Here is a 24,791-nt window from a genome sequence, read left to right as displayed (position 1 = left end):
CCATGGGCATCACCCGGATCGAACGCGTGATGACCGACAACGCCTTCGCCTACCGCCACGGCCGCGACGTCCACAAGGCCCTGGCCGATCTGGGTGCGAAGCAGAAGTTCATCAAGCCCCATTGCCCCTGGCAGAACGGCAAGGTCGAGCGGTTCAACCGCACCCTGCAGACCGAGTGGGCCTACCGCCACGTCTTCACCAGCAACCAAGCCCGCCGCGACGCCCTTGCACCCTGGCTGCACACCTACAACACTGAACGCCGCCACAGCGCACTCGGCGGCCTCCCGCCCCTCAGCCGAGTGTCACCAACCTGATGGCCGAGTACACCTAGACTCGCCAGCGTGAAGATCCTGAGCGTGGTGGGGGCTCGCCCACAGTTCGTCAAGCTGGCACCGGTGGCCGCGGCCTGCCGGGCACGCCAGGTGGAGCACGTGATCGTGCACACCGGGCAGCACTATGACGCGGCGATGTCGGACGTGTTCTTCGACGAGCTGCACATCCCCACCCCGGACGTGCACCTGGGCATCGGCTCCGGTTCGCACGGGGAGCAGACCGGGCGGATGCTCATCGGCCTGGAGGCGACCCTGTCCGACGCCGCACCGGACTGGGTGCTGGTCTACGGGGACACCAACTCCACGCTGGCCGCCGCCCTGGCCGCGGTGAAGCTGCACCTGCCGCTGGCCCACCTGGAGGCCGGGCTGCGCTCGTTCAACCGGCGCATGCCCGAGGAGCACAACCGGGTGCTCACCGACCATGCTGCGGACGTGCTGCTCGCCCCCACCCAGGTGGCTGCCGACCACCTTGCCGACGAGGGCCTGGCGGCACGCACCCAGGTGGTCGGCGACGTGATGACCGATGTGCTGCACCAGGTGGCCGCTGCGGTGCGTGACCGGGTCCCGGAGGCGATCACCGCTGCCGGCCTGACCCCAGGGGAGTACTCGGTGGCGACCATCCACCGGGCGGAGAACACCGACGACCCGGACCGGCTCGCTGCGATCCTGGACGGTCTCGGGGCCGTGGACCACCCGGTGCTGCTGCTCGCCCACCCGCGGCTGCGGGCCACCGGCGCCGAGCTGGAACGCGGCACCGTGCGCGTGGCCGACCCGCTCGGCTACCCGGACCTGATCGCCGCCGCCGCGCAGGCCCGCGGGGTGATCACCGACTCCGGCGGGCTGCAGAAGGAGGCGTTCGAGCTGCGCACCCCGTGCACCACCGTGCGCACCGAGACCGAGTGGGTGGAGACCGTGCAGCTGGGCTGGAACGTGCTCGCCGAACCCGCAGACATCCCCGCCGCCGCCAGCCGGCCCGCTCCCCCGGCGACCGAGGCCACCCCGTACGGTGACGGGCACGCTGCCGAGCGGGTGCTGAACGTGCTGCTCGCCGAGCACGCACAGGCACTGCTCTGAGATACGGAGGCACTCCGACGAGGTACGACTGGCAGCAGATCGACCGGGCGGGGCTCCTGGCGCTCGCCGGGGACGATGCCTACGTGCGCACCGCCACCGACGAGCGGGTGCTGGCGGTGGCCGGCCCGGCCGGTTGGGCGTGCCTGCACCCGTTCCGGCCCGGTGGGAAGCACTGGGGCGGCGCCTTCATCGGTACAGATCACGACGGCGGAGCCGTGGCGGGATCAGCGCTGCGCACCTTGATCTCGCTCGCCCAGGCACGCGGGGCCACCCCGGAGTGGTTCTCCACCCAGGCGGGGGCTGCGTTGCAGCTCCCCCAGGGGTGGCGCAGCACCGGTGTGGGTGAGTGGCACTACATGTGGACCGAGCAGGCACCGGGCGGACCAGGCACCGACGGTGCCTACGCCGGTCCGGAGCTGGTGGAGCTGGACGATACGGCTGACGCTGCGGAGATCGAGGCCTTCGGCCGGCAGCACAACACGGGTTTCGAGGGCTTCCCCGGCTGGGGGTATGCCCGGCTCTGGCTCGGGGTGCGCGACCCGGAGCTGGTGGCCGTGGGCGCGGTGCACATCCTCGGCTCCGGGGCGCCCCACCTGGCGGGGATCCTCACCCACCCGTCCCGGCGTGGCCAGGGCCTGGGTGCTGTCCTGGTGAGCGAGCTGACCAGGCGAGCGATCGCCGTCAATGGGGTGTGCACCCTGGGCGTGGACCACGACAACACGACGGCGATCCGCCTGTACGAGCGGTTGGGCTACCGCACTGCGCACGTGTTCCGCACCGTGGACCTGACCCCAGGGCCGCGCTAGCGCCGGGCGCGGGCTGCCAGTGCAGCGATCGGCTCGGCCCAGCCGGCCACCTGCTGCTCGGCGCAGAGCACCGCGGCGGCGGCATCGGCAGCCTCCTTGGCCGCTGCGACCTGCTCGGCGGTGAACGCGTCCACCGCGGCGGCGAACGCCTCCGGGGTGAAGTCCTCGGCGACCGCACCCAGATCGTGCTCGCGCACCAGCGCCGCCATCTCCGGGCTCGGTCCGATGAGCACAGCCAGGCGGGCCTGCACGAAGTCGAAGAACTTGTTCGGCAGCGCCCAGCGGAAGTTGAACGAGATCGGCGGCAGGGAGTAGACACCCACGTCGTAGCCGTTCAGGGTGGGCACCACCTCCCCGGCGGGCACCGCATCGTGGATGCGCACCGCTGGGTGGTCGGCGTAGCGGCGGCGCAGCCCGGGCACATAGCCATCACCCTGGTCGATCAGGTACAGGTCCAGGGTGGCGCCGCCGGTGATCAGGTCCATCGCCTGCAGCATCACCTCCAGCCGGGTGGCCACCCCGTTCCCGGCGTGCACCAGCCGCAGCGGCTCGCCCACCGGGGTGGGCGCCAGGTCGCTGCGGTGGTGCGGGGCATTCATCACCACCTCGGCCTGCACCCCGAACTCGCGGGCGTACTCGGCGGCAAGACCGGCGCCGACGGTGGTCACCGAGTCCGCCCTGGTGACCCACCGGCGCACCATCCACCGGATGAACGGCGCCACCACCAGCCGCCACGCGCGGCGTTCCTCGAGCTGCCGGGAGGAGTACTCGTGCAGGTCGGCGTGCACTCCTTTGCGGGGGGACAGCGTCACGGCGAGCGGCACAGTGTCCACGTCGTTGGCCAGGATGATGTCGTGCCCACCGGTCTCCAGCCGCTCCCGCAGGAACCGGGTGACCGGCATGCGGTCGTACATCCGCTGGTAGGCGCGGACCGCGAGCAGCCGGCGGTCCTTGTGCCAGTAGATGATCTCGTCCGGGATCTGCACGTGGTCGGCCACCCCGTCCGGTGCCGGGCCGTAGCCGACGGTGGTCACCTCGTAGTCCTCGGCGAACAGGCGGATCTGGCGGAGCACGCGGGCGTCCCGGCGCAGCGGGGAGTAGCTGATGATCAGCAGGCGGTCGCGGGTCATCGCAGCTCCTCCAGGGCGCGGCGGTACAGGTCGACGAGCACTCCGGCCTCGTGCTCCCAGGTGAGCTCGGCGGCGGCCCGGCGGGAGGCGGCCCGGTAGCCCTGCGCGCCGGTGAGGATGTGGGTGATCGAGGCCGCGAGCTCGTCCGGGCGTTCGGGGGCGAACACCTCGCCGATGCCGTAGCGGCGCACGATCTCGGCAGTGTCCGGCAGGTCCGCGGCAACGATCGGCAGCCCGGCGTGGATCGACTCGAACAGCTTGTTCGGCAGCGAATAGGTGTAGGACAGGCAGATCGGGCGCACGAACACCACCGCCACGTCCGCATCGGCCAACGCCTGCGGTACCTCCGGGTAGGGCACCACCCCGGCCAGGTGCACCCGGTCGCCCACCCCGGCCGCGTCGGCTCGGTGCAGCAGCCCAGCGGTGTAGGTCGCGTCGGTCGGGCCGAGGAGCACCAGGTGCACGTCGCGGGGCAGGTGTGCGACGGCGTCCACCGTCTCCTCCAGGCCCCTGCCGGTGGTCACACCTCCGGTGTAGGCGATGATCTTGTCCTCGCGGCGCAGCCCGGTCAGCTCCCGCAGCCGGCCGCGAGCAGGGTCGGGGACGACGGTCGCGGCCGGGATGTTGCGTACCAGGCTGGGCTTCTCGGTCAGGCGGTAGGTGTGCTGCAGCCAGTCGGCGATCGAGGGCGAGACGGTGATCACACCGGCGGCCCGGCGGATCCCGATGCGCTCGATGACGGCCTCGGCGGCCGGGGCGAGCCACTTGTCCTGCCGGGTGTTGCGGCGGCGCCACAGCTCGTGCGAGTCGTAGACGATCCGGGTGCGACGGCCGGCGGCGATCAGCAGCGCGGGCACCAGGGCGTTGGCATCGTTGGCGTGCACCACGTCCGGGCGGAGCCTGCGCCCCTCACCCACGGCCCCCTTCCACCAGAAGCCCAGCCGGCAGGTCTGGTAGAGCCGCATCCAGGCGTCGGCGGCGAACACCTTCGCCCGGGCGGCGGCACTGGGCGCCGCAGGCGCCCGCTCCCCCACCTGCGCCCCCGGACCGGTAACCGACCTTGCCCCGGCGGTGGCGCCGTCGTCGGCGGCTGCACGCTGCCCCGTGACCGGATCCTTACCGGCCAGCCGCCGCCACAGGCGGGTGAGGCGGGGGAACACGAGCGGCACGATCAGGTCGGGCACCCGGCGCACCCGCAGACCACGCACCTGGACCACGCCGGCCGGATGCCCGGCCAGGTCCCGGGCCGAGCCGAGGATCTGCACCTGGGCGCCTGCCTGCTGCAGCGACGCGGCGGTCTTCAGCACCCGGGAGTCGTTGCTGGCGTCGTTGTACACCAGGGACAGCACACGTGGCGCCCGGCCCCGGATCCGGGGCAGCTGCGGTTCGGTCACTCGGCCTCCTCCGGGTGCAGGCCGGCCAGGGCTGCCTGCTCGGCGAAGTCGGGTTCGGAGGCGACCACCTCGGCGAACGTGCCGTGCGTGACAAGAGCACCGTCTCGCATGAAGCAGACGGTGTCGCTGTGCCGGATCGTGGCCAGCCGGTGGGCGACCACCACGATGGTCACCTCACCGGCCAGGTCGGCGATCGCCTGGGTGACCGCAGCCTCGGTGGAGGTGTCCAGCGCCGAGGTGGCCTCGTCCATCACCAGCACCAGCGGATCGGTGTACAGGGCGCGGGCGATGCCCAGCCGTTGCCGCTGCCCACCGGAGAGCGCCAGACCGCGCTCCCCCACCCGGGCGTGGATGCCGCCGGGCCGGGCGTCGATCACGTCCAGCAGCTGGGCGCGGGCCAGGGCACGGCGCACCTTCTCCTCGTCCACCGAGTCCGGGTCCCAGGTGAGCGCCACGTTCTGCGCCACCGTGGAGTCGAACAGGGACACCTCCTGGGGCACGTAACCCACCCGGGAGCGCCAGTCGGCGAGCACGCGGGGCATCGGCACGTCACCCACGAAGATCTGCCCGTCGGTGGGTTCGAGCAGGCCGAGGAGCAGGTCCACGAGGGTGGACTTGCCGGACCCGGAGGCACCGACCAGCGCCAGCGAGTGGCCGAACGGCAGGTCCAGGGTGACCTGGTGCACGGCGTCGGTGTCGCTGCCGGGGTAGGCGAAGGAGACGTCCTGCAGGTGCACCGAGGTGGCATCGGCCGGCACCGGTTCTGTGGCGGTGACCTCGACGCTGTCCGGGGTGCGGTCGGCGCCCTTGCGGATCTCGTCCAGCACCTGGTGGGCATAGGGCATCGAGGCACCGGTCTGGGCCATGATCGACTGGAACCGGGTGAGAGAAGGCACGATCCGGAACCCCGCCACCGCGAACAGCGCCACCGCGCTCAGCGCCCCGGTAAACTGCTGCCCGGACTGCAGGTAGCCGACCACCGCACCGAGGGCGAGGCCGCCGATCAGCCCGGCCTCGAGCACGTACCGGGGGATCACGCCGAGGAAGGACATGTTCGCCCGGGCGCGGGAGGCGATCAGCCGCTCGTCCCAGACCACGGCGGCCACCTCCGGGCCCTTGCCGCGCAGGGTGATCTCCTTCAGCGAGTGCACCATCTCCGAGAGCAGGCGCACCGAGCGGGTGGAGTGGTCCCGGTTGCGCCGACCGGCGGCGACCGCCTTGCGCAGCACCCACAGGTACAGCACGGCGCCGATCAGACCGAAGTAGACGATCGCGACCGCGGCGATCAGCGGTTCGGCCACGATCAGCACCGCCAGCACGGCCACGAAGGTGAAGATCTCCCCGGACAGCATCGCGGCCGGGATGAGCACGCCGGTCACGGTGGAGGCCACACCGACGTCGGTGGAGCGGATCACGTCGTTGGAGTTGCGCCCGAGCCGTTCGGTCCATGGCGAGCGGAAGAAGGAGTCCAGCAGCCGGGCGCTGAGCTCCTGCTCGAAGATCGCGAACCGGCGGGTGGCCAACCACTGCAGCCCGATCGCCAGCACGCTCTTGGCGATGATCAGGGCGCCGACGCCGATCAGCAGGTACGGCAGCTTCTCCGGTGGGATCTCGCCGATCACCGGCAGGTTCAGTGGCTGCTGGGTGAGCATCGGGGACAGCGTGAGGGCGAGCAGGCCGAGGGCGGCGACGTCCAGGATCGCCAGTGCGGACGTGGCGCCGGCAAAGACGAGGATGAACCGGCTGGAGCCGCGCGGCAGCACCGCGAGCAGGTCGCGCATCACCTGCCACAACGCACCCACGCGGCTCACCTCCTCCTCTGGTCCTGGTGCCGGCCCAGTGTTTGGGCGCGGCCTGAGCCAAACCCTATGCGTAGGTGAGCCGGTGCAGTGACCGGGCACGCCCGCCGCGTGCAGCGGAAACGACGACCTACCCGCTCGGCGACCGGCTCTGGGCGATGCCGATCGCCGCGCTGTGGCAGTAGGCGCCGATCACGGCTCGTCAGTCAACGCGCAGCAGCCGCAACCACCTCGGCGCCCCGGCGACCCACGGCAGCGAGCGACCGGTGCTGGTGCGTCCAGGCGGCGAGCCGGTCGCGCTCCGCCGCGGGTGGCGGGCTGCGCAGGGCGGTGATCATCGCCGCGGCCACCTCCTCGACGTCGTAGTCGGTGGCCTGGCCCAGGTTCTCGGTGCGCACCAGCTCCCCGGCCGGGCCTGGACCGGCGAAGAGCACCGGGGTGCCGCAACCCAGGGCGGCGAACATCTTCGTGGGCATCGCGAAGTCGTAGCCGATGCCGGGCTTGAGGCTGACCACGGCCGCGCGGGCGGCGCGCTGCCAGACCGCGGAGGTGGCAGCGTCCACCGGGTCACGCAGCTGGACCGCACCGGCGGGCAGCTCGTCGGCGAGCGCGCGCAGCGCCGGCCAGGAGCTGCCCTGGCCGAGGTAGACCAGCCGGGCGTCCGGGACCTCGCGCAATACGCGGGGCATCGCCCGGGCGAAGATCTCCGCACCCTGCCACTCCGAGGCGGTGCCGGCGTACAGCAAGAACGGGCCCTCGGACCCACCTGGACGGTCGTCTGCAGTGCGATTTGGCACCTGCTGGTCCTTCTGCCATGCCGCAGGTTCCGATTCGTGCTGCAGACGGTCGTCTGCTGGGTGAGGAGTGTCGGTCCGGTGGAAGATGCCGGTGTCCACCCCGTTGCCCACCGTGGCCACCTGCCGGGCGCCGAGCTCGCGCACCCGCTCGCTCACACCCTCGTTCACACTCAGCACCGCCGCCGCACCCCGCAGCGCGAACCGCTCCACCGCCCGCAGCAGTCGGACCACCAGGCCCGGGGCGCCGGTGGCGGCGGACGCATCGGACCACACGTCGGCGGCGTAGTAGACGTACGGCAGCCGGCGCAGCGCGCACACCAGGCGGGCCACAGCCCCGGTGGTCGGCGGCGGCTCGACCACCACCACGTCCGGCCGCCGGGTGCGCAGCAGCCGCCAGAGCAGCGGCACGTCGAAGCTCAGGTAGGGCAGGTAGCCGCGCACGTATCCGGTGGCATCCCGCAGCACCGGCGCGCGCCGCACCCGCGCGGGCATGGCACCGCTAGGTGCCCCCTCCACCTGCTCGACCCCTGGCCCCGGTGACGTGGTGAGCACATCCACGCGAGCGCCGTCGTCGGCAAGGGCCCGCACCAGCGCAGCGAGCCGGAACGAGGCGGCCGACGGCTCGGGGAGGAAGATCCGGCTCACCAGGGTGACCCGCAGCCCGCGGGAGCGCCGGAGGCGCCGAGCGCTCACCGCAGCTCGACAGTGCGCCCGGTGGCGGCGGACTCCAGCACCGCCTCGGCCACCCGCACCGTGTTCAGGCCCTGGGCCATGGTGACGATGTCGGTGTCCTGGCCCAGGATCGCGTCCCGGAAGTTCTCGTGCTCGGTGCGCAGCGGTTCGGGCTTGTCGATGGCGAACCGGATCATGTCCCCTTCGGAGACGCCGCGGAACTGGGCGACGTCGTCCCACCGGGTGGCGATCTCGCCGTTGGCGTGGAACGTCAGGTCCGCCAGCAGGGTGTCCGCGACGAACGCGCCCTTCTCCCCGGTGACCACGGTGACCCGTTCCTTCATCGGCGAGAGCCAGTTCACCAGGTGGTTGGTCACCACGGGCCCGGTCAGCGAACCGGTCACGGCCACGAGGTCCTCGTGCTCGCGGCCGGACTTGTAGGCGGTGCGGGCAGCGACCGAGGTGAACTCCCGCTGGGCGACCCAGGCGGTGAGGTCGATGTCGTGGGTGGCCAGGTCCTTGACCACACCGACGTCGGCGATCCGGGACGGGAACGGGCCCTGCCGGCGGGTGGCGATCTGGTACACCTCACCGAGCTCACCGGCCTCCAGCCGGGCCCGCAGCGACTGCAGCGCCGGGTTGTACCGCTCGATGTGCCCCACGGCGCCGACCAGCCCGGCGGCCTCGAACGCATCGGCCAGCCGCTGGGCGCCCGCAGTGTCGGAGGCGAGCGGCTTCTCGATCAGTGTGTGCACCCCGGCCTCGGCCAGCGCCAGCCCGGTCTCGGTGTGGAACCTTGTCGGCGCGGCGACCATGGCGTAGTCGATGCCGGCGGCGATCAGCGCGTGCACGTCCGGGAGCACCTCGAGCGGACCGGCCACGTGGTGCGGGTCGCCGGCCGGGTCGGCCACGGCGACCAGGTCCACCCCGTCCAGCTGGCGCAGCACCCGCGCGTGGTGCCGGCCCATCATGCCCAGGCCGATCAGGCCTGCCCTGAGGTTGGCCACGTCAGGCACCTGCCTTCGCGAGATCGTTGACGGCGGTCGTGATGGTCTCCAGGTCGGCCTCGCTCAGGCTGGGGTGCACCGGCAGGGAGAGCACCTCCGCCGCGGCCTGCTCGGTGACCGGGAGCTCGTGGTCGGGGGCATATCGGGTGAGGGAGTCCAGGTGGTGGTTCGGGATCGGGTAGTACACCCCGCAGCCCACGCCCCGCTCGCGGAGCCGATCGGCGAAGGAGTCCCGCTCGGTGCCGGTCGCCCCAGCCAGGCGGATCGTGTACTGGTGGTAGACGTGCGTGGCACCCTCCCGCACGGTCGGTGTGACCACACCCTCGAGGTGGGCGTCCAGGAAGGCGGCGTTCGCCTGCCGGGTGGCGGTCCAGGCGGGCAGCTTGGTCAGCTGCACCCGGCCGATGGCGGCGTGGATGTCGGTCATCCGGGCGTTGAAGCCGATGATCTCGTTGGCGTACTGGCGCTCCATGCCCTGGTTGCGCAGCAGTCGCAGGTTCCGGGCCACCTCCTCGGTGCCGGCCGAGACCATGCCGCCCTCGCCGGAGGTCATGTTCTTCGTGGGGTACAGGGAGAACATCGCGAACGTGCCGAAGGTGCCCACCGGGGCGCCCTGCCAGATCGCGCCGTGCGCCTGGGCGGCGTCCTCGAAGATCGCCAGGTCCCGCTCGGCCGCGAGCGCGACCAGGGCGTCCATGTCCGCCGGGTGGCCGTACAGGTGCACCGGCATGACGGCCTTGGTGCGGTCGCTGATGGCGGCCGCCACGGCGGCCGGGGCCAGGCAGAAGGTGTCCGGCTCGATGTCGGCGAACACCGGGGTGGCGCCGGTCAGGGCCACGGAGTTGGCGGTGGCGGCGAAGGTGAAGGAGGGAACGATCACCTCGTCCCCGGGTCCGATGCCGGCGGCGAGCAGGCCCAGGTGCAGCCCGGAGGTGCCGGAGCTGACCGCCACGCAGGTGCGCCCGGCCACCAGCGCGGTGGCGAACTCCTCCTCGAACGCGGCCACCTGCGGGCCCTGGGCGATCATGCCGCTGGCGAGCACCGCGTCGACGGCGGCCCGCTCCTCCTCCCCCACGATCGGCTTGGCCGCGGGGATCGTCGCCTGGTTCACCTGGTCTCCTCGTTCTGGCTGGTGGCAGTGAGCACGCCGTCATTCTCCTGGTACCGCTCCCCGGTGACCGGGCAGGACCACGCCCCCGGTGCGTCCTCGCGCAACGGCACCCCGGCGGTGCCGACCCAGCCGACCCGGCGGGCGGGCACACCGGCGACCAGCGCGTGGTCGGGCACGTCCTTGGTGACCACCGCTCCGGCGGCCACTGTGGCCCAGGCGCCGATCGTCACCGGTGCCACGCACACCGCCCGTGCCCCCACGCTCGCGCCGCGGCGCAGCGTGACGCCCACCGGTTCCCAGTCGGCGCCGGACTTGCGGGTGCCGTCAGAGTTGATCGCGCGCGGGTAGGTGTCGTTGGTGAGCACTGCGGCGGGGCCGATGAACACACCGTCCTCGAGGTGGGCGGGCTCGTAGACGAGCGCGTAGTTCTGCACCTTGCAGTTCTCGCCCATGTGCACTCCGGAACCGATGTAGGCGCCGCGGCCGATGATGCATCCGGCCCCGACCACCGCGTTCTCCCGCACCTGGGCGAGCTGCCAGATGCTGGCCTCGGCACCGATCTGCGCAGTGGGATCCACCTCGGCGGAATCGACGATCATAGGCTTCCTTCTCGGGTGGGACTGGCTGCGTCGGCAGTCTCCCACACCGGGTGTGCCGCGTGTCAGCACTGCAACGCGCGGTACACCCGATGCGCCCCACCTCCTCGTGCGCGTGCGGGCAGGCAGGGGGCGCGGGGCGGCGCCGCCTGGCACGCGATCGCCGCCGGTGCTGGAAGAATGCCGGCCATGGCCTCCTTCGACGACACCTGGATCGTGGTGCCGTTGTACAACGAGGCCGCCGTCATCGCCGACGTGGTCGCGGACCTGCACACCACCTTCGCGCACGTGGTCTGCATCGACGACGGCTCCACCGATGCCTCCATCGAGGCCGCGGAGGGCGCCGGCGCCCTGGTGGTCCGGCACGCCACCAACCTCGGCCAGGGAGCGGCGCTGCAGACCGGGATCGACTTCGTCCTCGCGCAGACCGCTGCCCGCTACCTGGTCACCTTCGACGCCGACGGCCAGCACCAGGTCGCCGACGCTGAGGCGATGGTGCGCAAGGCGCGCGAGGAGGACCTGGCGGTCGTGTTCGGCTCCCGGTTCCTGGACGAGCGCACCAAGGCCGGCTGGGCGAAGCGGATCGTGCTGAAGACCGCGGTGTGGGCCACGAACCAGACCACCGGGCTGCGGCTGACCGATGCGCACAACGGGCTGCGGGTGATCCGCCGGGACGCCGCCGCCGGCGTGTCGCTGAAGCAGAACCGGATGGCGCACGCCTCGGAGATCGTGCTCCAGCTGGGCCGCACCCGGCTACCGTGGGCAGAGCACCCGGTGCACGTGCTCTACACCGACTACTCCAAGAGCAAGGGCCAGTCGCTGCTGAACGCGGTGAACATCCTGGTGGACCTGGTGTTCCGATGAGCCGCAGGACCAGCCAGCACGAGCCGAGGGTGAGAAGGCGATGAACGAGGAGAAGATCTGGATCCAGGTCCTCCTCCTGCTCGGCGTGGCCGTGGTGACCGTGCTGCTCACCCGCTCCACCGCCGACGCCCGGCACCAGGCGGTGCGCCGCGTGCTGCTGGCCCTGTTCGCCCTGGTCACCGCGGCCGCGATCCTCTTCCCCACCATCCTCAGCCGGATCGCGCACACCGTGGGGGTGAACCGCGGCACCGACCTGCTGCTGTACCTGCTGGTGATCGCGTTCCTGTCCTTCATCGCCACCACCTACCGCCGGATGAAGGGAACGGACCGGAGGATCACCGAGCTCACCCGCGAGCTGGCGCTCACCGAGGCCCGGCTGGAGCGCGCCGGCCTGCCCACGGCGCACCAGGAGCCAGACGGGGCAGCTCACCCGGGCCTGGCCAGCCCACCGGCCGCTGCGGGCGAGCAGGCGGACGCCTCGTCCTCCGCTGAGGCCGCACCCGAGCCTCCCGGTCCCGTGCAGGGCCCCGACGCCTCGTGACCAGCACGACCGTCCTGGCCGCCGGCTGGGCCTTCGCGGTCGGTGGTGTGCTGCTGTTCGCCCCCGGCATGCTCGCGCTGCGGCTGGTGCGGCTGCGCGGCCTGACCCTGCTGGCGCTGGCCCCGGTGGTCTCCGTAGCCGCCTACGGCATCGCCGCGATCGGCGCCGCCGCGCTCGGGGTGCGCTGGGGGTTGGCCCCGGCCCTGGTCGGAGCCTTCGGTGCCGTAGCCGTGGGGTTCGCGATGCGTGCGATGGAGGCGCTGTTCCGACCCACGCCGCGCAGTGGTGAGCCACGTACGCTGCTGGGGATCGCCGTCGTCGCCGGAAGCCTGCTGGCGATGGTGGACGTGTGGGCCGGCACCGGCGGCCCGGACTCGGTCCTGCAGCGCTGGGACGCGATCTACCACCTGAGCGCGCTGCGGCTGGTGGAGCAGTCCGGCTCCGCCTCCTCCCTCACTCTCGGTGCACTGTCCTACGGCAGCGGGCAGGATGCGATCTACCCGGCGGCCTGGCACGCGTTCGCCACGCTGCTGCCGGCGGTGAGCCCACCGGCAACGCTGATCGTGGCGGCCTCGTTGTTCGCCGGGCCGGTCTGGGTGCTGGGCTGCGCGGCCCTGGTGCGCGAGCTGCTCCCGGGCAGCAGGTGGGTCCCGATGGTGACGGCGGTGCTCGCCGGGGTCATCACACCCACACCCTCCTCGCTGTGGGTGGGGTGGGGCCACCTGCCGAACGCTGCCGCGTTCGCGATGGTGCCCGGTGTGGTGGCGTTCGTGCTGCGGATGCTGGTGCGGGAACGGCCCACTGCCGCAGGCGCCCGCTCCGCGGTGCTGGTGGTGCTGCTGGGCGCCGGCGCCGGGCTCGGGCTCACCCACCCGAACGCGTTCCTGGCCGTGGTGCTGCTCGCTGTGCCGGCGCTGGCCTGGGTGGTGGCCGACTTCGCCCGCCGGTGGTGGCAGGCGGGAAGACGGCTGCGTGCCGTGGTGGTGCCGGTGGTGCTGACCGCACTGGTGCTTGCCGGTGCGGTGGTGTTCCTGGTCAGCCCGCTGTCCGCCTCGGTGACCGGGTACACCGGCAGCGTGGTGAACCCGCCGTTGGTGGCGCTGGCGGAGATCCTCACCGGCTGGTACAGCCTGTGGGCCACACCGTCCTCGGCGCTGGTGCTGTTCCTGGCGCCGTGGGGCGCGTGGCTGGCGCACCGGCGCGGCCGAACCTGGGTGCTCGGGGCGCTGCTGCTGGTCTGGGTGACCTACCTGGACGCCGCTCTCGGAAGCCCGGCCGGGCTGTCCGGCCTGTGGTACTCCAGCGCGGCGCGGCTGTCGGTCGTGGCGGCGATGATCACCCTGCCGCTGGGTGTGATCGGCTGGGCCGACGTGCTGGGCCGGGTCGGCGGGTTCACCCCCGGCCGCCAGTCGCTGCGCCCCCGGGTGGCGCTGGGCCGCACCGGCACGCAGAGCACCGGCGGCCGGGAGCCGCGGGGGGCGCGGTTGCTGCTGCGCCGGCTGGCGACGGTGTGGGGCACCGCCCTGGTGGTGTGCGTGCTGGCAGTGACGTCGTCGGTGTACACCACGCACCGCACCGAGAAGGTCTTCGACCCCGACCGCACCGATGAGCCGCGGTTCGCCGACTCGGCCGAGCTGGCGATGATCGCCAGTGTGGATCTCGATCCAGACGCCCGCGTGCTCGGCAGCCCGTTCGCCGGGACGCCGCTGCTGTACTCCCTGCGGGGGCAGCCGGTGGTGTTCCCGGTCGCCGGGCAGGTCTGGTCACCGCAGCAGACCGCCCTGATGGAGCACCTGGAGAACCTGGGCTCCCCGGCATCGTGTCCCGCGCGGGAGGCGCTCGGGGTGCGGTACCTGTATCAAGACAGCCAGCCCTACCAGGCGAGCCCCCGGTACCAGGCGTTGAACGAGGTGCAGCTGCCGGGGGCCCGGCTGGTCGCCGAGGCGGGAACAGCACGAATCCTCGAGCTGCCGCCCTGCTGAGAGCAGCCCGGACTGCGGGGGCCGGTACCGCTCCCGGCACCCGGGCGCTCGGCACCGGCAGGCACGGCACGAACTTCCGACAACACTGCGTCGATGAGTAAACCATTGACATATCTGCATTTGTGCGGACAATCGGTCAGATCGACACGCAGGGGGCGGTCCATCCACACGTGCAGGGGCACTGGAGCATTCACATGGGGAAACCCACGATCTGCGTCATCGGGCAGTTCGAGATCTTCGCTGAGGCCGGACCGGTGCAGCTGGCCGGGGAGCTGCAGCGAACACTGCTGGCGCTGCTGGCCAGCAGCCACGGCCGCTGGGTCCCTGCCGGTGTGCTCAGCGAGGCACTCTGGCCGGGAGCGCCACCAGGGGCCGCTGCATCCCGGCTGCACGTGCACGTGCACCGGCTGCGTGGACGCCTCGGTGCCGGATGCATCGAAGCGGGACCTGACGGCTACCGGCTGCACCTGCACCCGGAGGCCGTGGACGTCTGGCGGTTCGACCGGCTCGCGTCCGGCACCCTGGCCGCGCACAGCGACGGCACCCACGAGACGGAGCTGCTCACCCGGTTGGACGAGGCAGCCGCTGCCTGGTGCGGGGAGCCCTACCCGGGAGTGGACCATCCGCTGGTGGATGCGGAGCGGCATCGGCTGACCGAGCTGTACCTGCTGGTCGAGGAGACGCGGGCACAGCACCGGCTGGACCGCGGAGAGCACCACGAGCTGCTCGAGCACCTGGTGCGCGCCAGCTGCGCCCACCCCACCCGCGAGCGCCTGCACACGCTGCGGATGACGGCGCTGTTCCGCCTCGGCGAGCACGCGCAGGCCGCCGAGGTCTACACCGCGGCACGCGACACCCTCGCCACCGAGCTGGGCGCAGTCCCGGGCCCGGCGTTGGAGGCGATCCACTCGCTAGTCGCTGAGGACGCCGGTGACGAGCCACCGGGTGGGGCAGGCTGCGCCGAGGAGCACCTGTTGCGCGAACGGCTGTCCGCTGCTCGGTGCGCCGAGGAGCGGGCGATGGTGCAACGGCAGCTCGGCATGCTGTTGGGTGCCACCGGGCACCTGGAGGAGTCACTGGAGCTGCTGTTCCGGGCTGAGGCGCAGTACCGGCTGCACGGACCGCTGCGCTCGCACCGTGCTGTGCTGCAGCAGCTGGCGATGGAGATGAGCAAGGTGGGAGACCTGCGTCGTGCGCTACGCCTGCTCGAAGAGGCACAGCAGACCTACCCCGGTGCGCAGCCCTCGGACCGGTTGCGGATCGTGCGCGCGATCGTGCTCACCCACATGAAGGACGCCGACGGTGCGCTGGCGCTGCTCGAGGACGGACGCCGTCCGAACGCAGCCAACAACCCGCTGCTGGCTGGGATGTGGTGGCGTGCGCACAGCATCGTGGTCCGGTTGCACCAGCAGCACGAGGAGGCGGTCTCCTTCGCCCGTGAGGCGCTCCGGCTCGCCCAGCGGGCAGATGCGGCCATCTTGCAGAGTGTGGTGATGGTGGACCTGGCCTGCGCACTGCGCGATGCCGGCCAGGACGAAGCACACCGGTGGTACCGGCGCGCGGTGCGGTTGGGCCACCAGCAGGGCCGGCCACCACTGGTCGCGCTGGCGGAGGGGTCCGCCGCGAAGGCGGCACTGCTGGACGGCGACCCGGACCGGGCCACTGTGCATGCCCGCGAAGCGCTCCGGCATGCCCGGCAGGCGGGTGCCTGGGGCCTGGCTGGGCGGGCCAGCAGCCGGCTGGCCGAGGCCGCCGACCAGCTGGGCGAGACGATGCGGGCGAGCTGGTACCGGCAGGAGAGCCTGTCCCAGTACCGGCGCGTGGACTTCCCCTTGTCCACCTCGTCGCGCTGTGACCGGGGTCTCCGACCTCCACACAATCTCCCCGGGATGCTTGCCAGGTAGCCGCCCGTCCGGCGCAGTTGCCGCCTACGATCGTCACGATGGCTACCTCTGACACCCGCACCCACCGGGGACCGCGGCACTCCGCCGGACGCGGCGACCACCCGCTGGTCCGCGGTCTGCTGGTCGCGCTCGTCGGGGTGCTCGCATTCACCGGCACCGGGGCCGCATTCGCCTACCAGACGTTGCAGAGCGGCATCGAGCGGCACGACGTCGATGACATCCTCGGCTCGGACCGGCCCACCCGCGAGCCGGCGAACCCGGACGACCCGAACGCCGGCAACGAGTACAACATCCTGGTGATGGGCTCGGACTCCCGCGATGGTGACAACCAGGCGATCGGCGGCGGGGACGTGGAGGGCATGCGCTCGGACACCACGCTGCTGGTGCACGTGGCCGCCGACCGGTCCCGGGTGGATGTCGTTTCTATCCCGCGCGACCTGGTGGTAGACATCCCCAGCTGCCCGATGCCGGACGGCAGCGAAACACAGGCCCGGCTCGAAGGCTATGGGTGGAGCGACGAGAACCGGATGTGGAACGTGCCGTTCGCACTCGGTGCGAACAGCGGCGACCTCGGCTATGCCGCGGCGTGCACGATCAAGACCTTCGAGAACATGACCGACGTGCCGGTCGACGACTTCGTGATCGTGGACATGGCTGGCATGGAGCGCATGGTCGACGCCATCGGCGGTGTGGAGATGTGCTTCGAGGAGGACATGGTCTCGGACAAGGCGAACCTGAACATCTCCGCTGGTTGCCACACCCTGGACGGCGAGACGGCGGTCGCCTTTGCCCGCGCCCGGAAGGGGCCCGGGATGGACGGTTCGGACATCGGCCGCATCGGTCGGCAGCAGGAGCTGCTGACGAACATGGTGGACCAGGTGCTCTCCCGCAACCTCCTCACCGACTCCGGCGAGCTGTATCGGTTCCTGCGAGCCGCCACCTCCTCGTTGACCACCGGGGAGGAGATCGGCGATCTCACTGCGATGGCCGGGTTGGCGTACTCGCTGCGGGACATCGACATGGCGGACGTGAACTTCGCGACCGTCCCGTTCGACTGGGCCGGCAACCGGGTGCGCCCCAACTACCTGTCCGCTGAGCTGTGGGACTCCATCCGCGCCGACGAACCGATGGCACTGCCGGAGGACGAGCAGGACGACGCCGACGCCGACGAGCCCGCCGACGACGGCGGCACCGCGGACACCGGCGTCGGAGACGGGCAGGGCTGACCGGACGGCACTGCGTGGCGGTACCGGAGCACGCCCGCTGCGCGCTCTACTCTCGACCCCAGACGCCGGCACCGGCAGCCCAGCACTTCCCCACCCGGAGAGCACGAGCGGATGACAGACCAGAACCCACCCGAGCCCGGCGACCCGTTCGCCGACCAGCCGCGCCGCGCCCCCGGACGGCGGCGTGGCCCGTCGGGGTCCAGTCGAGCGCGCACCGGTGGGTCGGCCCGTCCCCTGCCTGCTGACGGGCCCGGGGATCGACCCCAAGGCGCACCGCGGCGGGTGCCCCCGCGGCCGCGCACCCAGGCGCCACCCGGGGTCCGCAGGCAGCCGCCGCCGAGCTTCGCTCCCGGGTCCGGCCAGCGGATCGACAGGGGCAGCAACTCCCCCACAGCGACTCGCGTGATGCCCACGCGCCCACCCGGCCAGTCGGCCGCGACACCCGGTAGCCCCGGCGGGCCGGGAGGACCACCCCGGCCACACCAGCCCGCGGTGAGCGCTCCCCCCGGCAAGCCTCGCTCCCGAGCCAAGGTCCGCCGTCGGCGAGTGCTGCTGGTGCTCGTGCTGCTGCTGGTGCTCGTGCTCGCCTGGCCGGTGGGCCTGCTGATCTGGGCGAACGGGCAGATCCAGCACGTGACCGCGCTCAGCGACGCCTCCCCCACACCTGGCACCACCTACCTGCTCGCTGGCTCAGACTCCCGGGAGGGCTCCCACCTGACCGACTCCACCGAAGGGCAGCGGGCCGACACGATCATGCTGCTCACCGCGCCGGAGAGCGGCACACCCTCGCTGATCTCCCTCCCCCGGGACACGTTCGTGGAGATCCCCGGGTACGGGCCGAACAAGCTGAACGCCGCCTACTCCTTCGGCGGTCCAGAGCTGCTGGTGCAGACGGTGGAGCAGCTCACCGGCATCACCGTCGACCACTTCGTCGAGATCGGCATGGGTGGGGTGGCCGACCTCGTGGACGCGGTCGGCGGGGTGGAGCTGTGCCTGGACTACGACGTCGACGACGCAGACTCGCACCTGGAGTGGGAAGCCGGCTGCCACCCGGCCGACGGCGAGACCGCGCTGGCGTTCGCGCGGATGCGCCACGCCGATCCGCTCGGGGACATCGGCCGCAACCAGCGTCAGCAGCAGGTGATCAAGGCGATCAGCGCGAAGGTGGCCACCCCGTCGCTGCTCGTGCGGCCTGGTGACCAGGTCGCCCTGATCGACGCCGGGCTGGGCGCGGTGCTGGTCTCCGACGAGACCGGCATCATCGACCTGGGCCGGATGGCGCTCACGTTCCGTTCGGTGATGCAGGACGGCGTGCACGGCAGCCCGCCGATCAGCGACCTGGACTACCGACCCGGCGGGGTGGGCTCGACCGTGCTGCTGGACTCCGAACGGGGACCCGCGTTCTGGCAGGCGGTGTCCGACGGGATCGTCACCGAAGCTGACCTGCAGGAGTACTGAGGCTCGGTCACGGTACGCTGTACCGCCGAAGCTGGCCTGTCCTGCCCTGGGGCGCTGCTATCGTCAATGCTTTGCGAGACGGTGCTTGGCGAGCGCTTCCGGCACGCCCTGGTGGCGGCCCGTGACTCAGCGTCAGCCGGCCCTGGCAGACCTGACGGAGGAAACTGATGGGATTCATCAAGGCGTTCGCCGGTGCGCTCGGCGGCACGATGGCCGACCAGTGGAAAGACTTCCTGGTCCCGCCCCGCAACCTGGCGCCTACTGCGGCGATCTTCCCGGCAGTCGCGCAGGGGCAGAACGCCGGCCGCGGGTCGAACACCCAGGGCTCGGAGCACATCATCACCAACGGTTCGCGCATCGTGGTGCCCGAGGGCTATGGGCTGGTCACGTTCCAGGACGGTCAGCTCACCGGGTTCGTCGCCGAGCCCGGCGGGTTCATCTACACCTCCACCGACCAGAACTCCCAGTCCATCTTCGCCGGTAACGGGCTGCTCAGCCCGACCGTGACCACCTCCTGGGAACGGTTCAAGTTCGGCGGCCAGCCCGGCTCTCGCCAGCAGGCGTTCTACGTGAACCTCAAGGAGATCCCGAACAACCGGTTCGGCACCCAGTCGGAGATCTACTGGGACGACGCCTACCTGGGCGCCCAGGTCGGGGCGATCACCCGAGGCAGCTACACGCTGCGGATCGTGGACCCGATCCTGCTGGTGCGGCAGTTCGTGCCACTGACCTACCTGGGCGCCAGCCCACGGGTGTTCGACTTCTCCGACCTGGACAACGACGCTGCGGCGCAGCTGTTCAACGAGGTGGTCGGCTCGCTGGCGGCCGCGTTCTCGATGTACACCAACGACCCGAACAAGGGCAACCGGATCGCCCGGATCCAGTCCGACTCGGTCGGCTTCGCCGAGTCGCTGAGCGCTGCGGTTGAGCAGGGCTACCGCTGGACCTCCGACCGCGGGCTGACGATCGCCAAGGTCGCCATCCAGGCGATCGAGTACGACGAGGACACCCGCGAGCTGCTCAGCGACGTGAAGAAGGCCGATGCCCTGCGCGGCGCTCGAGGCAACTCGTTCATGCAGCAGGCCGCTGCCCGCGGGTTCCAGGCTGCAGGCGAGAGCGGTGGCGGTGACGGACTGGCCTTCATGGGCATGGGGATGAACGCTGCCGGTGGTGCCGCCGCAGGGTTCCAGCAGCCGGTAGGTGGCTACCCACCACAAGGCGGCTACCCGCCCCAAGGTGGTCCGCAAGGGTACCCACCGCAGGGCGGCCCGCAAGGGTACCCGCCCCAGGGCGGGCAGCAGCCACCGGCGCCGCAGTCCTCGCCGCCCGCGCCGCAGTCTCCACCCGCGCCGCAGTCCTCGCCGCCCGCAGCCGAGGACCCCGTCGCCAAGCTGGCCCAGTACAAGCAGATGCTGGACCAGGGGCTGATCACCCAGGACGACTACGACGCGGCCAAGGCCCGCGCTCTCGGGCTGTAGGGAGCGGCGTGGCAGAGCAGAACCGGCCGGTCGGCCAAGGGCCGACCGGTTACCCAGCCGCCGGCCACGGCCATCCACCGTCACCGGGTGGTCAGTACCCGCCGCCCACTGGCAGCCCTGTCCCACCACCACCGCCCACCGGGAGCGCAGGGCCGCCGCCCCCGCCCAGCGGGTCGTCGCTGCCGCCGCCCCCGGGGGTGCAGCCGCACCCTGGGAGCCACCCGCCGGCCCCGGCGACCCAGGCTGGCCCCGGCACGACCGCCCAGGCCACCGCACCACCAGGCACGCCACCAGCCGCCCCACCCGGGGCGCCGCCCCCCGCCTCACCTGAGACGCCATCGGCCGGACCAGCGGGACTCGCACCAGCAGCACCCCCTACGCACGGTGCCCGGATCATCGACACGGACGCCGACGCCGTCGACGGTCTGGTGAAGTGTGCCCGCTGTGGCGCCACCGAGATCTCCCTGAACGCGCGCACCGGCCTGCTCCGGTGCGCCTTCTGCCGGTATGAGTGGAGCGCCGAGTCCGCTGACGAGGTGCTCGGCATCAACGCAGAGATCAAGGGGCTCACCGGCGTCGAGGTCGGCTCCGGTGCACAGGACATCATCCCCTCCACCGACGACGTGCTCACCTTCAAGTGCACCGCGTGCGGGGCGGAGGTGGTGATCAACACTGCGGAGAGCACGCAGGCACGCTGCCACTGGTGCCGCAACACGCTCTCGATGAACCAGCAGATCCCCAACGGGGCCGTACCGGACATGGTGCTGCCGTTCTCCATCCCGAAGGAGCAGGCGGTCACCGCCATCCGGGCGTTCGTGAAGAAGCGGCGCACGTTCGCCAACCCGCGCTTCCTCAAGGAGTTCGACCCGACGAACGTGATGGGCGTCTACCTGCCCTACATGGTGGTGGACCTGAATACCCACGCCACCCTCACCGGGCAGGGCGAGCACCAGACCCGCAGCTATACGGTCAAGCGTGGCAACGACACCGAGCGCCGCTACGACGCCGACCTGTACAACGTGGGCCGCGACTTCGACCTGTACATCAACGACCTGACCGTGGAGTCCTCCCAGGAACGCCGCGACTTCGACGTCAACACGAACACGAACAACATCATCAACGCGGTGATGCCGTTCGACGTGGAGAACTCGGTGCGGTACGACTCCAACTACCTGTCCGGGTTCACCTCCGAGCGCCGGGACACCAACCGGGAGGACCTGCTGCCGATCGCGAAGACCCAGGCGCGGGACATCGTGCGCTACCACGCACACCAGACGTTGGGCTTCTACGATCGCGGGGTGCGCTGGGACGACGAGAAGATCACGCTTGTCGGGCAACGGTGGGCCTCGGCCTACCTGCCGGTCTGGTTGTACAGCTATCACCAGCAGAAGAGGGACGGCAGCACCTTCCAGCACTATGTCGCCGTCAACGCCCGCACCGGCGAGACGATGGGGTCAGTGCCCGTCAACCGGCCCAAGCTCCTGCTCGTGTCCGCAGCCGTGGAGGTCGTCGGGATCTTCGCGGCCCTGATGTTCCTGTTCCTGGGGTGACGATGTCGATCACGATCCTTGCCGACGGCGGGCCGATCCTGGCCAGCGGCTCTTCCTCCATCGAGGACGGCAGCTGGTTCGGGCTGCTGTTCCTGCTTGCTGGCCCTCTCTTCTACGCGATGATCTTCCTGCGCTACCGAAACGTGGACAAGCGGCACCGCCACGCCACCGAGACTGAGGCCACGATGGACAACCTGCGCGAACGCAACGACTACGTGCGCACCCGCACCGGTCTGAAGAACAAGAAGATGACTGGTGCGAACAGCCGGGACTATGGCAGCTCTGGGTTCAACATCCAGTTCCCCTGACTGGTCAGGACGCTGCACACAGGAGGGAGGCCAGGTGAGCCACCGCAACGACCCTGAGGTGATCCGACGTCTGCTCACCACCACAGGCCGGTGGGCGGTGGTGGGACTGTCGACCAACACCGCCCGCGCCGCCTACGGGGTGGCCCGGTACCTGCAGCGCAACCTGCACCAGGAGATCGTCCCGGTGCACCCGAAAGCCGAGACGGTGCACGGGGCTCCCGGGGTGAGCGACCTGTCCCAGGTGCCAGCGCCGGTAGACGTGGTGGACGTGTTCGTGAACTCGTCCCTCGCGGGCGCCGTGGTGGACCAGGCGATCGCGATCGGTGCCGGGGCGGTGTGGCTGCAGCTGGGCGTGATCGACGAAGCAGCAGCCGCGCGGGCAGCAGCGGCCGGGCTGGACGTGGTCATGGACACTTGCCCGGCGATCGAAGGGCCAGCACTCGGGCTGTCCTGACGCCAGTCGGATGCCCAGCGGTCTTCGGGTGCCCAGCGCCCGGGTCGGTGGCGGCGGCACCGGTCGCCATTACGTAACCTGGGACCATGACCCTTGTGCTGACCGCCTGGACCGGTCGACGCTTGGCCCGGCCACGCTGGAGCAGCGCACACTGGGCCACCCGCGTGCTGATCGGGCCCCTCGCGCTGCTGCTGGCGCTGACCACGGTGGCCGGCTGCAGCCAGGTGCGCGAACAGGCCGGAAACGTGGTGGAGCACGCGATCGAGGATGCGATCGAGGGGCTGGACCTCACCGATGGGTTGCCGCCCGGCTTCCCCACCGAGGAGGTCCCGGTGGTGGACGGAGCCATCCGGGGCGCTGCACAGACCACCGAGGACGGTCAGACCACCTGGGTGGCTATGGTGGAGGCCGAGGACTCCGGTGAGCGCGCACGCGACCTGCTCACCGGCGCCGGCCTGGAAGTCACCCACACGGTGACCACCGACGTCGGCGTGCTCGCCCAGCTCAGCGGCAACGGTGTGGACGTCAAGCTCATCGCCTCACCCAGCCGCGTGGTCTACGTGGTGACACCCGCGTGAGCAGCACGACGGGCGCCACCTGGTTCGTCGGGCTCACCACGCTGGACGTGGTGCACCGGGCCCAGGCTCCGCCGTCGAGGAACGAGAAGATCACCGCCACGCGACAGGACGTGGCCGCCGGTGGGCCGGCGGCGAACGCGGCCGTGGTGGCGGCAGCGCTCGGTGCTCGCGCTACCCTGGTCAGCCCGTTGGGCTCCTCCGCCGTGGCCGCTGCCGCGCATGCTGACCTGACCGGCTGCGGCGTGCACGTGGTCGACGTGGCCCGGGACCACGAGCTGGCGGTCTCGGCGATCCTGGTGGACGCGACCACCGGGGCCCGCAGCGTCACCTCCCTGGACGGCGGTGCCGCGGACCCGCCGGCCCCGGACTTCGCGGCACTGCCGGATCCGGCGGTGGTCCTCGTCGATGGTCACTACCCCACCCTGGCGGTGGCGGCGGCCCGGGCAGCGCGGGCTCGCGGCGCCGTGGTGGTGCTGGACGCGGGCCGGTGGCGGCCGGTGTTCGCCGCCCTGATCCCGCTGGCGCACGTGGTCGCCGCATCGGCGGACTTCACGCTGCCCGACGGCGGTCGCGGCCCGGGTGCGCTGGTCGCCGCGGGCGCCGGGGTCGGGGTGGTCACCGCCGGGGCCAGCCCGGTCCAGTTCGTCACCGGAGTGGGTGCGGGCGCACTCACCGGGGCGGGCGAAGGTCCGGTCACCGGGGCAGCATCCGGTGAGGTGCCCGTGCCGGCCGTGCCGGTGCGCGACACCCTCGGCGCCGGAGACGCGTTCCACGGCGCACTGGTGGCCGCCCTGGCCGCAGGTGACCCGCTGCGACGCGCCCTGGCGGTCGCCGTGGCGGTGGCCTCCCACCGGGTGCAGCACGTGGGTCCGCGCAGCTACCTGCACACTGCGGCAGCGGCGGTGCCTGGATGAACCCGGCCACATCCGACGGCTCCGGGCGCCCGGTACGCTCGGCACACCCGGAGCAGCCGGTACACCCGGCTCGTCCGGCTCCTTCCGTGCAGCCCGTCGAGCTCACCACCGAGGAGCTGGTCACCCGCGCCCGCAGCCTGGCCAGCAGCGGGCGGGCGATCCTGGGCATCGTCGGCGCCCCCGGGGCCGGCAAGTCGACGCTCGCCGAGCTGATCGCCACCGCCCTGGGCCCGCAGCAGGCCGTGTGCGTGGGCATGGACGGGTTCCACCTGGAGGACTCGCTGCTGCGCCGCCTCGGCCGCCGGGACCGCAAGGGCGCGATCGACACCTTCGACGACGCCGGCTACGCCGCCCTGCTGCACCGGCTCGCCGGCCCCGAGCCGGGCACGGTATATGCGCCCCGGTTCGACCGGGACCTGGAGAACTCCCTGGGCAGCGCCGTACCGGTGCCCCAGGAGGTGCCGCTGGTGATCACCGAAGGCAACTACCTGCTCGCCTCCACCGGTGACTGGCCGCGCGCCCGGGCGGTGATGCAGGAGGTCTGGTACCTCGCCCCACCTGAACAGCTCCGCCTACGGCGGCTGACCGACCGGCACGTGGCGCACGGCAGGTCTCCCGCCGAGGCCGACGACTGGGCCCGGGGCACGGACCAGCGCAACGCCGAGCTGATCGCTGCCACAGCAGCCCGAGCGGACCTGGTCGTGCGCTGGGTCTGACCCTCCGCCGTCGCCCCTCCCCCCAGGTTCGCGAACGCTCTGGTTTGCGGCGGGCAAGCGCTTGCCCGCCGCAAACCAGAGCGTTCGCGAACTATCTGGG

Annotated in this window: 23 protein-coding genes; 16 read left to right on the top strand and 7 right to left on the bottom strand. The window is 71.7% G+C overall.

All coding sequences use genetic code 11. The annotated features are described in order from the left end of the window. From K338_RS0117575 to K338_RS24780, 3 genes are all read left to right on the top strand, one after another. Positions 1-314, top strand: a 314-nt coding sequence (locus K338_RS0117575) for an integrase core domain-containing protein (RefSeq protein ID WP_022918298.1), incomplete at its 5' end; no start/stop codon positions are given. Positions 315-341: 27 nt separating this feature from the next. Further along, the gene (gene wecB, locus K338_RS0117570; protein WP_022919473.1) at positions 342-1,406 is read left to right on the top strand and encodes a non-hydrolyzing UDP-N-acetylglucosamine 2-epimerase; all 1,065 of its coding nucleotides are present in this window, start codon (positions 342-344) and stop codon (positions 1,404-1,406) included. A gap of 83 nt (positions 1,407-1,489) precedes the next feature. Then, on the top strand, positions 1,490-2,212 hold the full coding sequence (locus K338_RS24780) for a GNAT family N-acetyltransferase (protein ID WP_022919472.1): 723 nt from the start codon (positions 1,490-1,492) through the stop codon (positions 2,210-2,212). On the opposite strand, the gene K338_RS0117560 is transcribed toward K338_RS24780, so the two are convergent. The 7 genes from K338_RS0117560 to K338_RS0117530 all read right to left on the bottom strand — a co-directional run bounded on the left by K338_RS0117560 (position 2,209) and on the right by K338_RS0117530 (position 10,721). Continuing rightward, positions 2,209-3,342 carry a glycosyltransferase family protein gene (locus tag K338_RS0117560; RefSeq protein ID WP_022919471.1) on the bottom strand — a complete coding sequence of 378 codons (1,134 nt, stop codon included), beginning with the start codon at positions 3,340-3,342 and terminating at the stop codon, positions 2,209-2,211. The genes K338_RS24780 and K338_RS0117560 overlap by 4 nt on opposite strands. Further along, positions 3,339-4,736 (bottom strand): glycosyltransferase, encoded by a 1,398-nt coding sequence (locus K338_RS0117555; RefSeq protein ID WP_022919470.1) that lies wholly within the window; start codon positions 4,734-4,736, stop codon positions 3,339-3,341. Before K338_RS0117555 ends, K338_RS0117560 begins: the two co-directional genes overlap by 4 nt. Next, positions 4,733-6,547: an ABC transporter ATP-binding protein gene (locus tag K338_RS0117550; protein ID WP_338100852.1), complete on the bottom strand. Its 1,815-nt coding sequence runs from the start codon at positions 6,545-6,547 to the stop codon at positions 4,733-4,735. The genes K338_RS0117555 and K338_RS0117550 overlap by 4 nt, the downstream gene beginning before the upstream one ends. A gap of 194 nt (positions 6,548-6,741) precedes the next feature. Further along, positions 6,742-8,025 (bottom strand): glycosyltransferase, encoded by a 1,284-nt coding sequence (locus K338_RS0117545; RefSeq protein ID WP_022919468.1) that lies wholly within the window; start codon positions 8,023-8,025, stop codon positions 6,742-6,744. Continuing rightward, positions 8,022-9,011 (bottom strand): Gfo/Idh/MocA family protein, encoded by a 990-nt coding sequence (locus K338_RS0117540; RefSeq protein WP_027286991.1) that lies wholly within the window; start codon positions 9,009-9,011, stop codon positions 8,022-8,024. Before K338_RS0117540 ends, K338_RS0117545 begins: the two co-directional genes overlap by 4 nt. Before the next feature lies 1 nt (position 9,012). Beyond that, positions 9,013-10,122, bottom strand: coding sequence for a DegT/DnrJ/EryC1/StrS family aminotransferase (locus K338_RS0117535; protein ID WP_022919466.1), 1,110 nt, complete (start codon positions 10,120-10,122; stop codon positions 9,013-9,015). After that, a complete protein-coding gene (locus K338_RS0117530; RefSeq protein ID WP_022919465.1) occupies positions 10,119-10,721 on the bottom strand; it encodes an acyltransferase in 603 nt (200 codons plus the stop codon). Before K338_RS0117530 ends, K338_RS0117535 begins: the two co-directional genes overlap by 4 nt. 186 nt (positions 10,722-10,907) lie before the next feature. Here K338_RS0117530 and K338_RS0117525 point away from each other — a divergent pair, with 186 nt between their 5' ends. The 13 genes from K338_RS0117525 (at position 10,908) to K338_RS0117470 (ending at position 24,691) form a co-directional block, all read left to right on the top strand. Next, positions 10,908-11,582 (top strand): glycosyltransferase family 2 protein, encoded by a 675-nt coding sequence (locus K338_RS0117525; RefSeq protein ID WP_051154970.1) that lies wholly within the window; start codon positions 10,908-10,910, stop codon positions 11,580-11,582. Positions 11,583-11,622: 40 nt separating this feature from the next. Next, a complete protein-coding gene (locus K338_RS23685; RefSeq protein WP_022919463.1) occupies positions 11,623-12,123 on the top strand; it encodes a DUF2304 domain-containing protein in 501 nt (166 codons plus the stop codon). Continuing rightward, positions 12,120-14,105, top strand: a complete 1,986-nt coding sequence (locus K338_RS0117515; protein ID WP_022919462.1) for a DUF6541 family protein — start codon at positions 12,120-12,122, stop codon at positions 14,103-14,105. Before K338_RS23685 ends, K338_RS0117515 begins: the two co-directional genes overlap by 4 nt. Positions 14,106-14,299: 194 nt before the next feature. Then, the gene (locus K338_RS24775) at positions 14,300-16,009 is read left to right on the top strand and encodes an AfsR/SARP family transcriptional regulator (RefSeq protein WP_022919461.1); all 1,710 of its coding nucleotides are present in this window, start codon (positions 14,300-14,302) and stop codon (positions 16,007-16,009) included. 38 nt (positions 16,010-16,047) lie between these two features. After that, positions 16,048-17,235: an LCP family protein gene (locus tag K338_RS23675; RefSeq protein ID WP_022919460.1), complete on the top strand. Its 1,188-nt coding sequence runs from the start codon at positions 16,048-16,050 to the stop codon at positions 17,233-17,235. A 492-nt stretch (positions 17,236-17,727) separates the two neighbouring features. Then, positions 17,728-18,693 carry an LCP family protein gene (locus tag K338_RS23670; RefSeq protein WP_022919459.1) on the top strand — a complete coding sequence of 322 codons (966 nt, stop codon included), beginning with the start codon at positions 17,728-17,730 and terminating at the stop codon, positions 18,691-18,693. Between the two features lie 167 nt (positions 18,694-18,860). After that, the gene (locus tag K338_RS0117495; RefSeq protein ID WP_022919458.1) at positions 18,861-20,171 is read left to right on the top strand and encodes an SHOCT domain-containing protein; all 1,311 of its coding nucleotides are present in this window, start codon (positions 18,861-18,863) and stop codon (positions 20,169-20,171) included. 428 nt (positions 20,172-20,599) lie between these two features. Beyond that, positions 20,600-21,721, top strand: a complete 1,122-nt coding sequence (locus tag K338_RS23665; protein WP_051154968.1) for a TFIIB-type zinc ribbon-containing protein — start codon at positions 20,600-20,602, stop codon at positions 21,719-21,721. 2 nt (positions 21,722-21,723) lie between these two features. Continuing rightward, the gene (locus K338_RS23660) at positions 21,724-22,029 is read left to right on the top strand and encodes a hypothetical protein (protein WP_051154966.1); all 306 of its coding nucleotides are present in this window, start codon (positions 21,724-21,726) and stop codon (positions 22,027-22,029) included. 34 nt (positions 22,030-22,063) lie between these two features. After that, positions 22,064-22,483 (top strand): CoA-binding protein, encoded by a 420-nt coding sequence (locus tag K338_RS0117485; protein WP_022919455.1) that lies wholly within the window; start codon positions 22,064-22,066, stop codon positions 22,481-22,483. An 86-nt stretch (positions 22,484-22,569) separates the two neighbouring features. Continuing rightward, positions 22,570-23,061, top strand: a complete 492-nt coding sequence (locus tag K338_RS0117480; protein ID WP_022919454.1) for a hypothetical protein — start codon at positions 22,570-22,572, stop codon at positions 23,059-23,061. Then, positions 23,058-23,975, top strand: a complete 918-nt coding sequence (locus tag K338_RS0117475) for a PfkB family carbohydrate kinase (protein WP_022919453.1) — start codon at positions 23,058-23,060, stop codon at positions 23,973-23,975. The genes K338_RS0117480 and K338_RS0117475 overlap by 4 nt, the downstream gene beginning before the upstream one ends. After that, entirely contained in the window at positions 23,972-24,691 is a 720-nt protein-coding gene (locus tag K338_RS0117470) for a nucleoside/nucleotide kinase family protein (protein ID WP_084481439.1), read from the top strand. The genes K338_RS0117475 and K338_RS0117470 overlap by 4 nt, the downstream gene beginning before the upstream one ends. Positions 24,692-24,791 lie beyond the last annotated feature (100 nt).

Source organism: Ruania albidiflava DSM 18029, assembly GCF_000421225.1.
In the GTDB taxonomy this organism is placed as follows: domain Bacteria; phylum Actinomycetota; class Actinomycetes; order Actinomycetales; family Beutenbergiaceae; genus Ruania; species Ruania albidiflava.
The sequence above is the reverse complement of the archived record's forward strand: the minus strand, read 5'-3'. Positions and strand labels throughout refer to the sequence as shown.

Excerpts from the sequence above, each read along its gene's own strand:
- K338_RS0117530 (WP_022919465.1), bottom strand. The coding sequence starts at position 10,721 with ATGATCGTCGATTCCGCCGAGGTGGATCCCACTGCGCAGATCGGTGCC.
- K338_RS0117560 (WP_022919471.1), bottom strand. The coding sequence starts at position 3,342 with ATGACCCGCGACCGCCTGCTGATCATCAGCTACTCCCCGCTGCGCCGG.
- K338_RS0117525 (WP_051154970.1), top strand. The coding sequence starts at position 10,908 with ATGGCCTCCTTCGACGACACCTGGATCGTGGTGCCGTTGTACAACGAG.
- K338_RS24775 (WP_022919461.1), top strand. The coding sequence starts at position 14,300 with ATGGGGAAACCCACGATCTGCGTCATCGGGCAGTTCGAGATCTTCGCT.
- K338_RS23675 (WP_022919460.1), top strand. The coding sequence starts at position 16,048 with ATGGCTACCTCTGACACCCGCACCCACCGGGGACCGCGGCACTCCGCC.
- K338_RS0117495 (WP_022919458.1), top strand. The coding sequence starts at position 18,861 with ATGGGATTCATCAAGGCGTTCGCCGGTGCGCTCGGCGGCACGATGGCC.
- K338_RS23685 (WP_022919463.1), top strand. The coding sequence starts at position 11,623 with ATGAACGAGGAGAAGATCTGGATCCAGGTCCTCCTCCTGCTCGGCGTG.
- K338_RS0117470 (WP_084481439.1), top strand. The coding sequence starts at position 23,972 with ATGAACCCGGCCACATCCGACGGCTCCGGGCGCCCGGTACGCTCGGCA.
- K338_RS0117480 (WP_022919454.1), top strand. The coding sequence starts at position 22,570 with ATGACCCTTGTGCTGACCGCCTGGACCGGTCGACGCTTGGCCCGGCCA.
- K338_RS23660 (WP_051154966.1), top strand. The coding sequence starts at position 21,724 with ATGTCGATCACGATCCTTGCCGACGGCGGGCCGATCCTGGCCAGCGGC.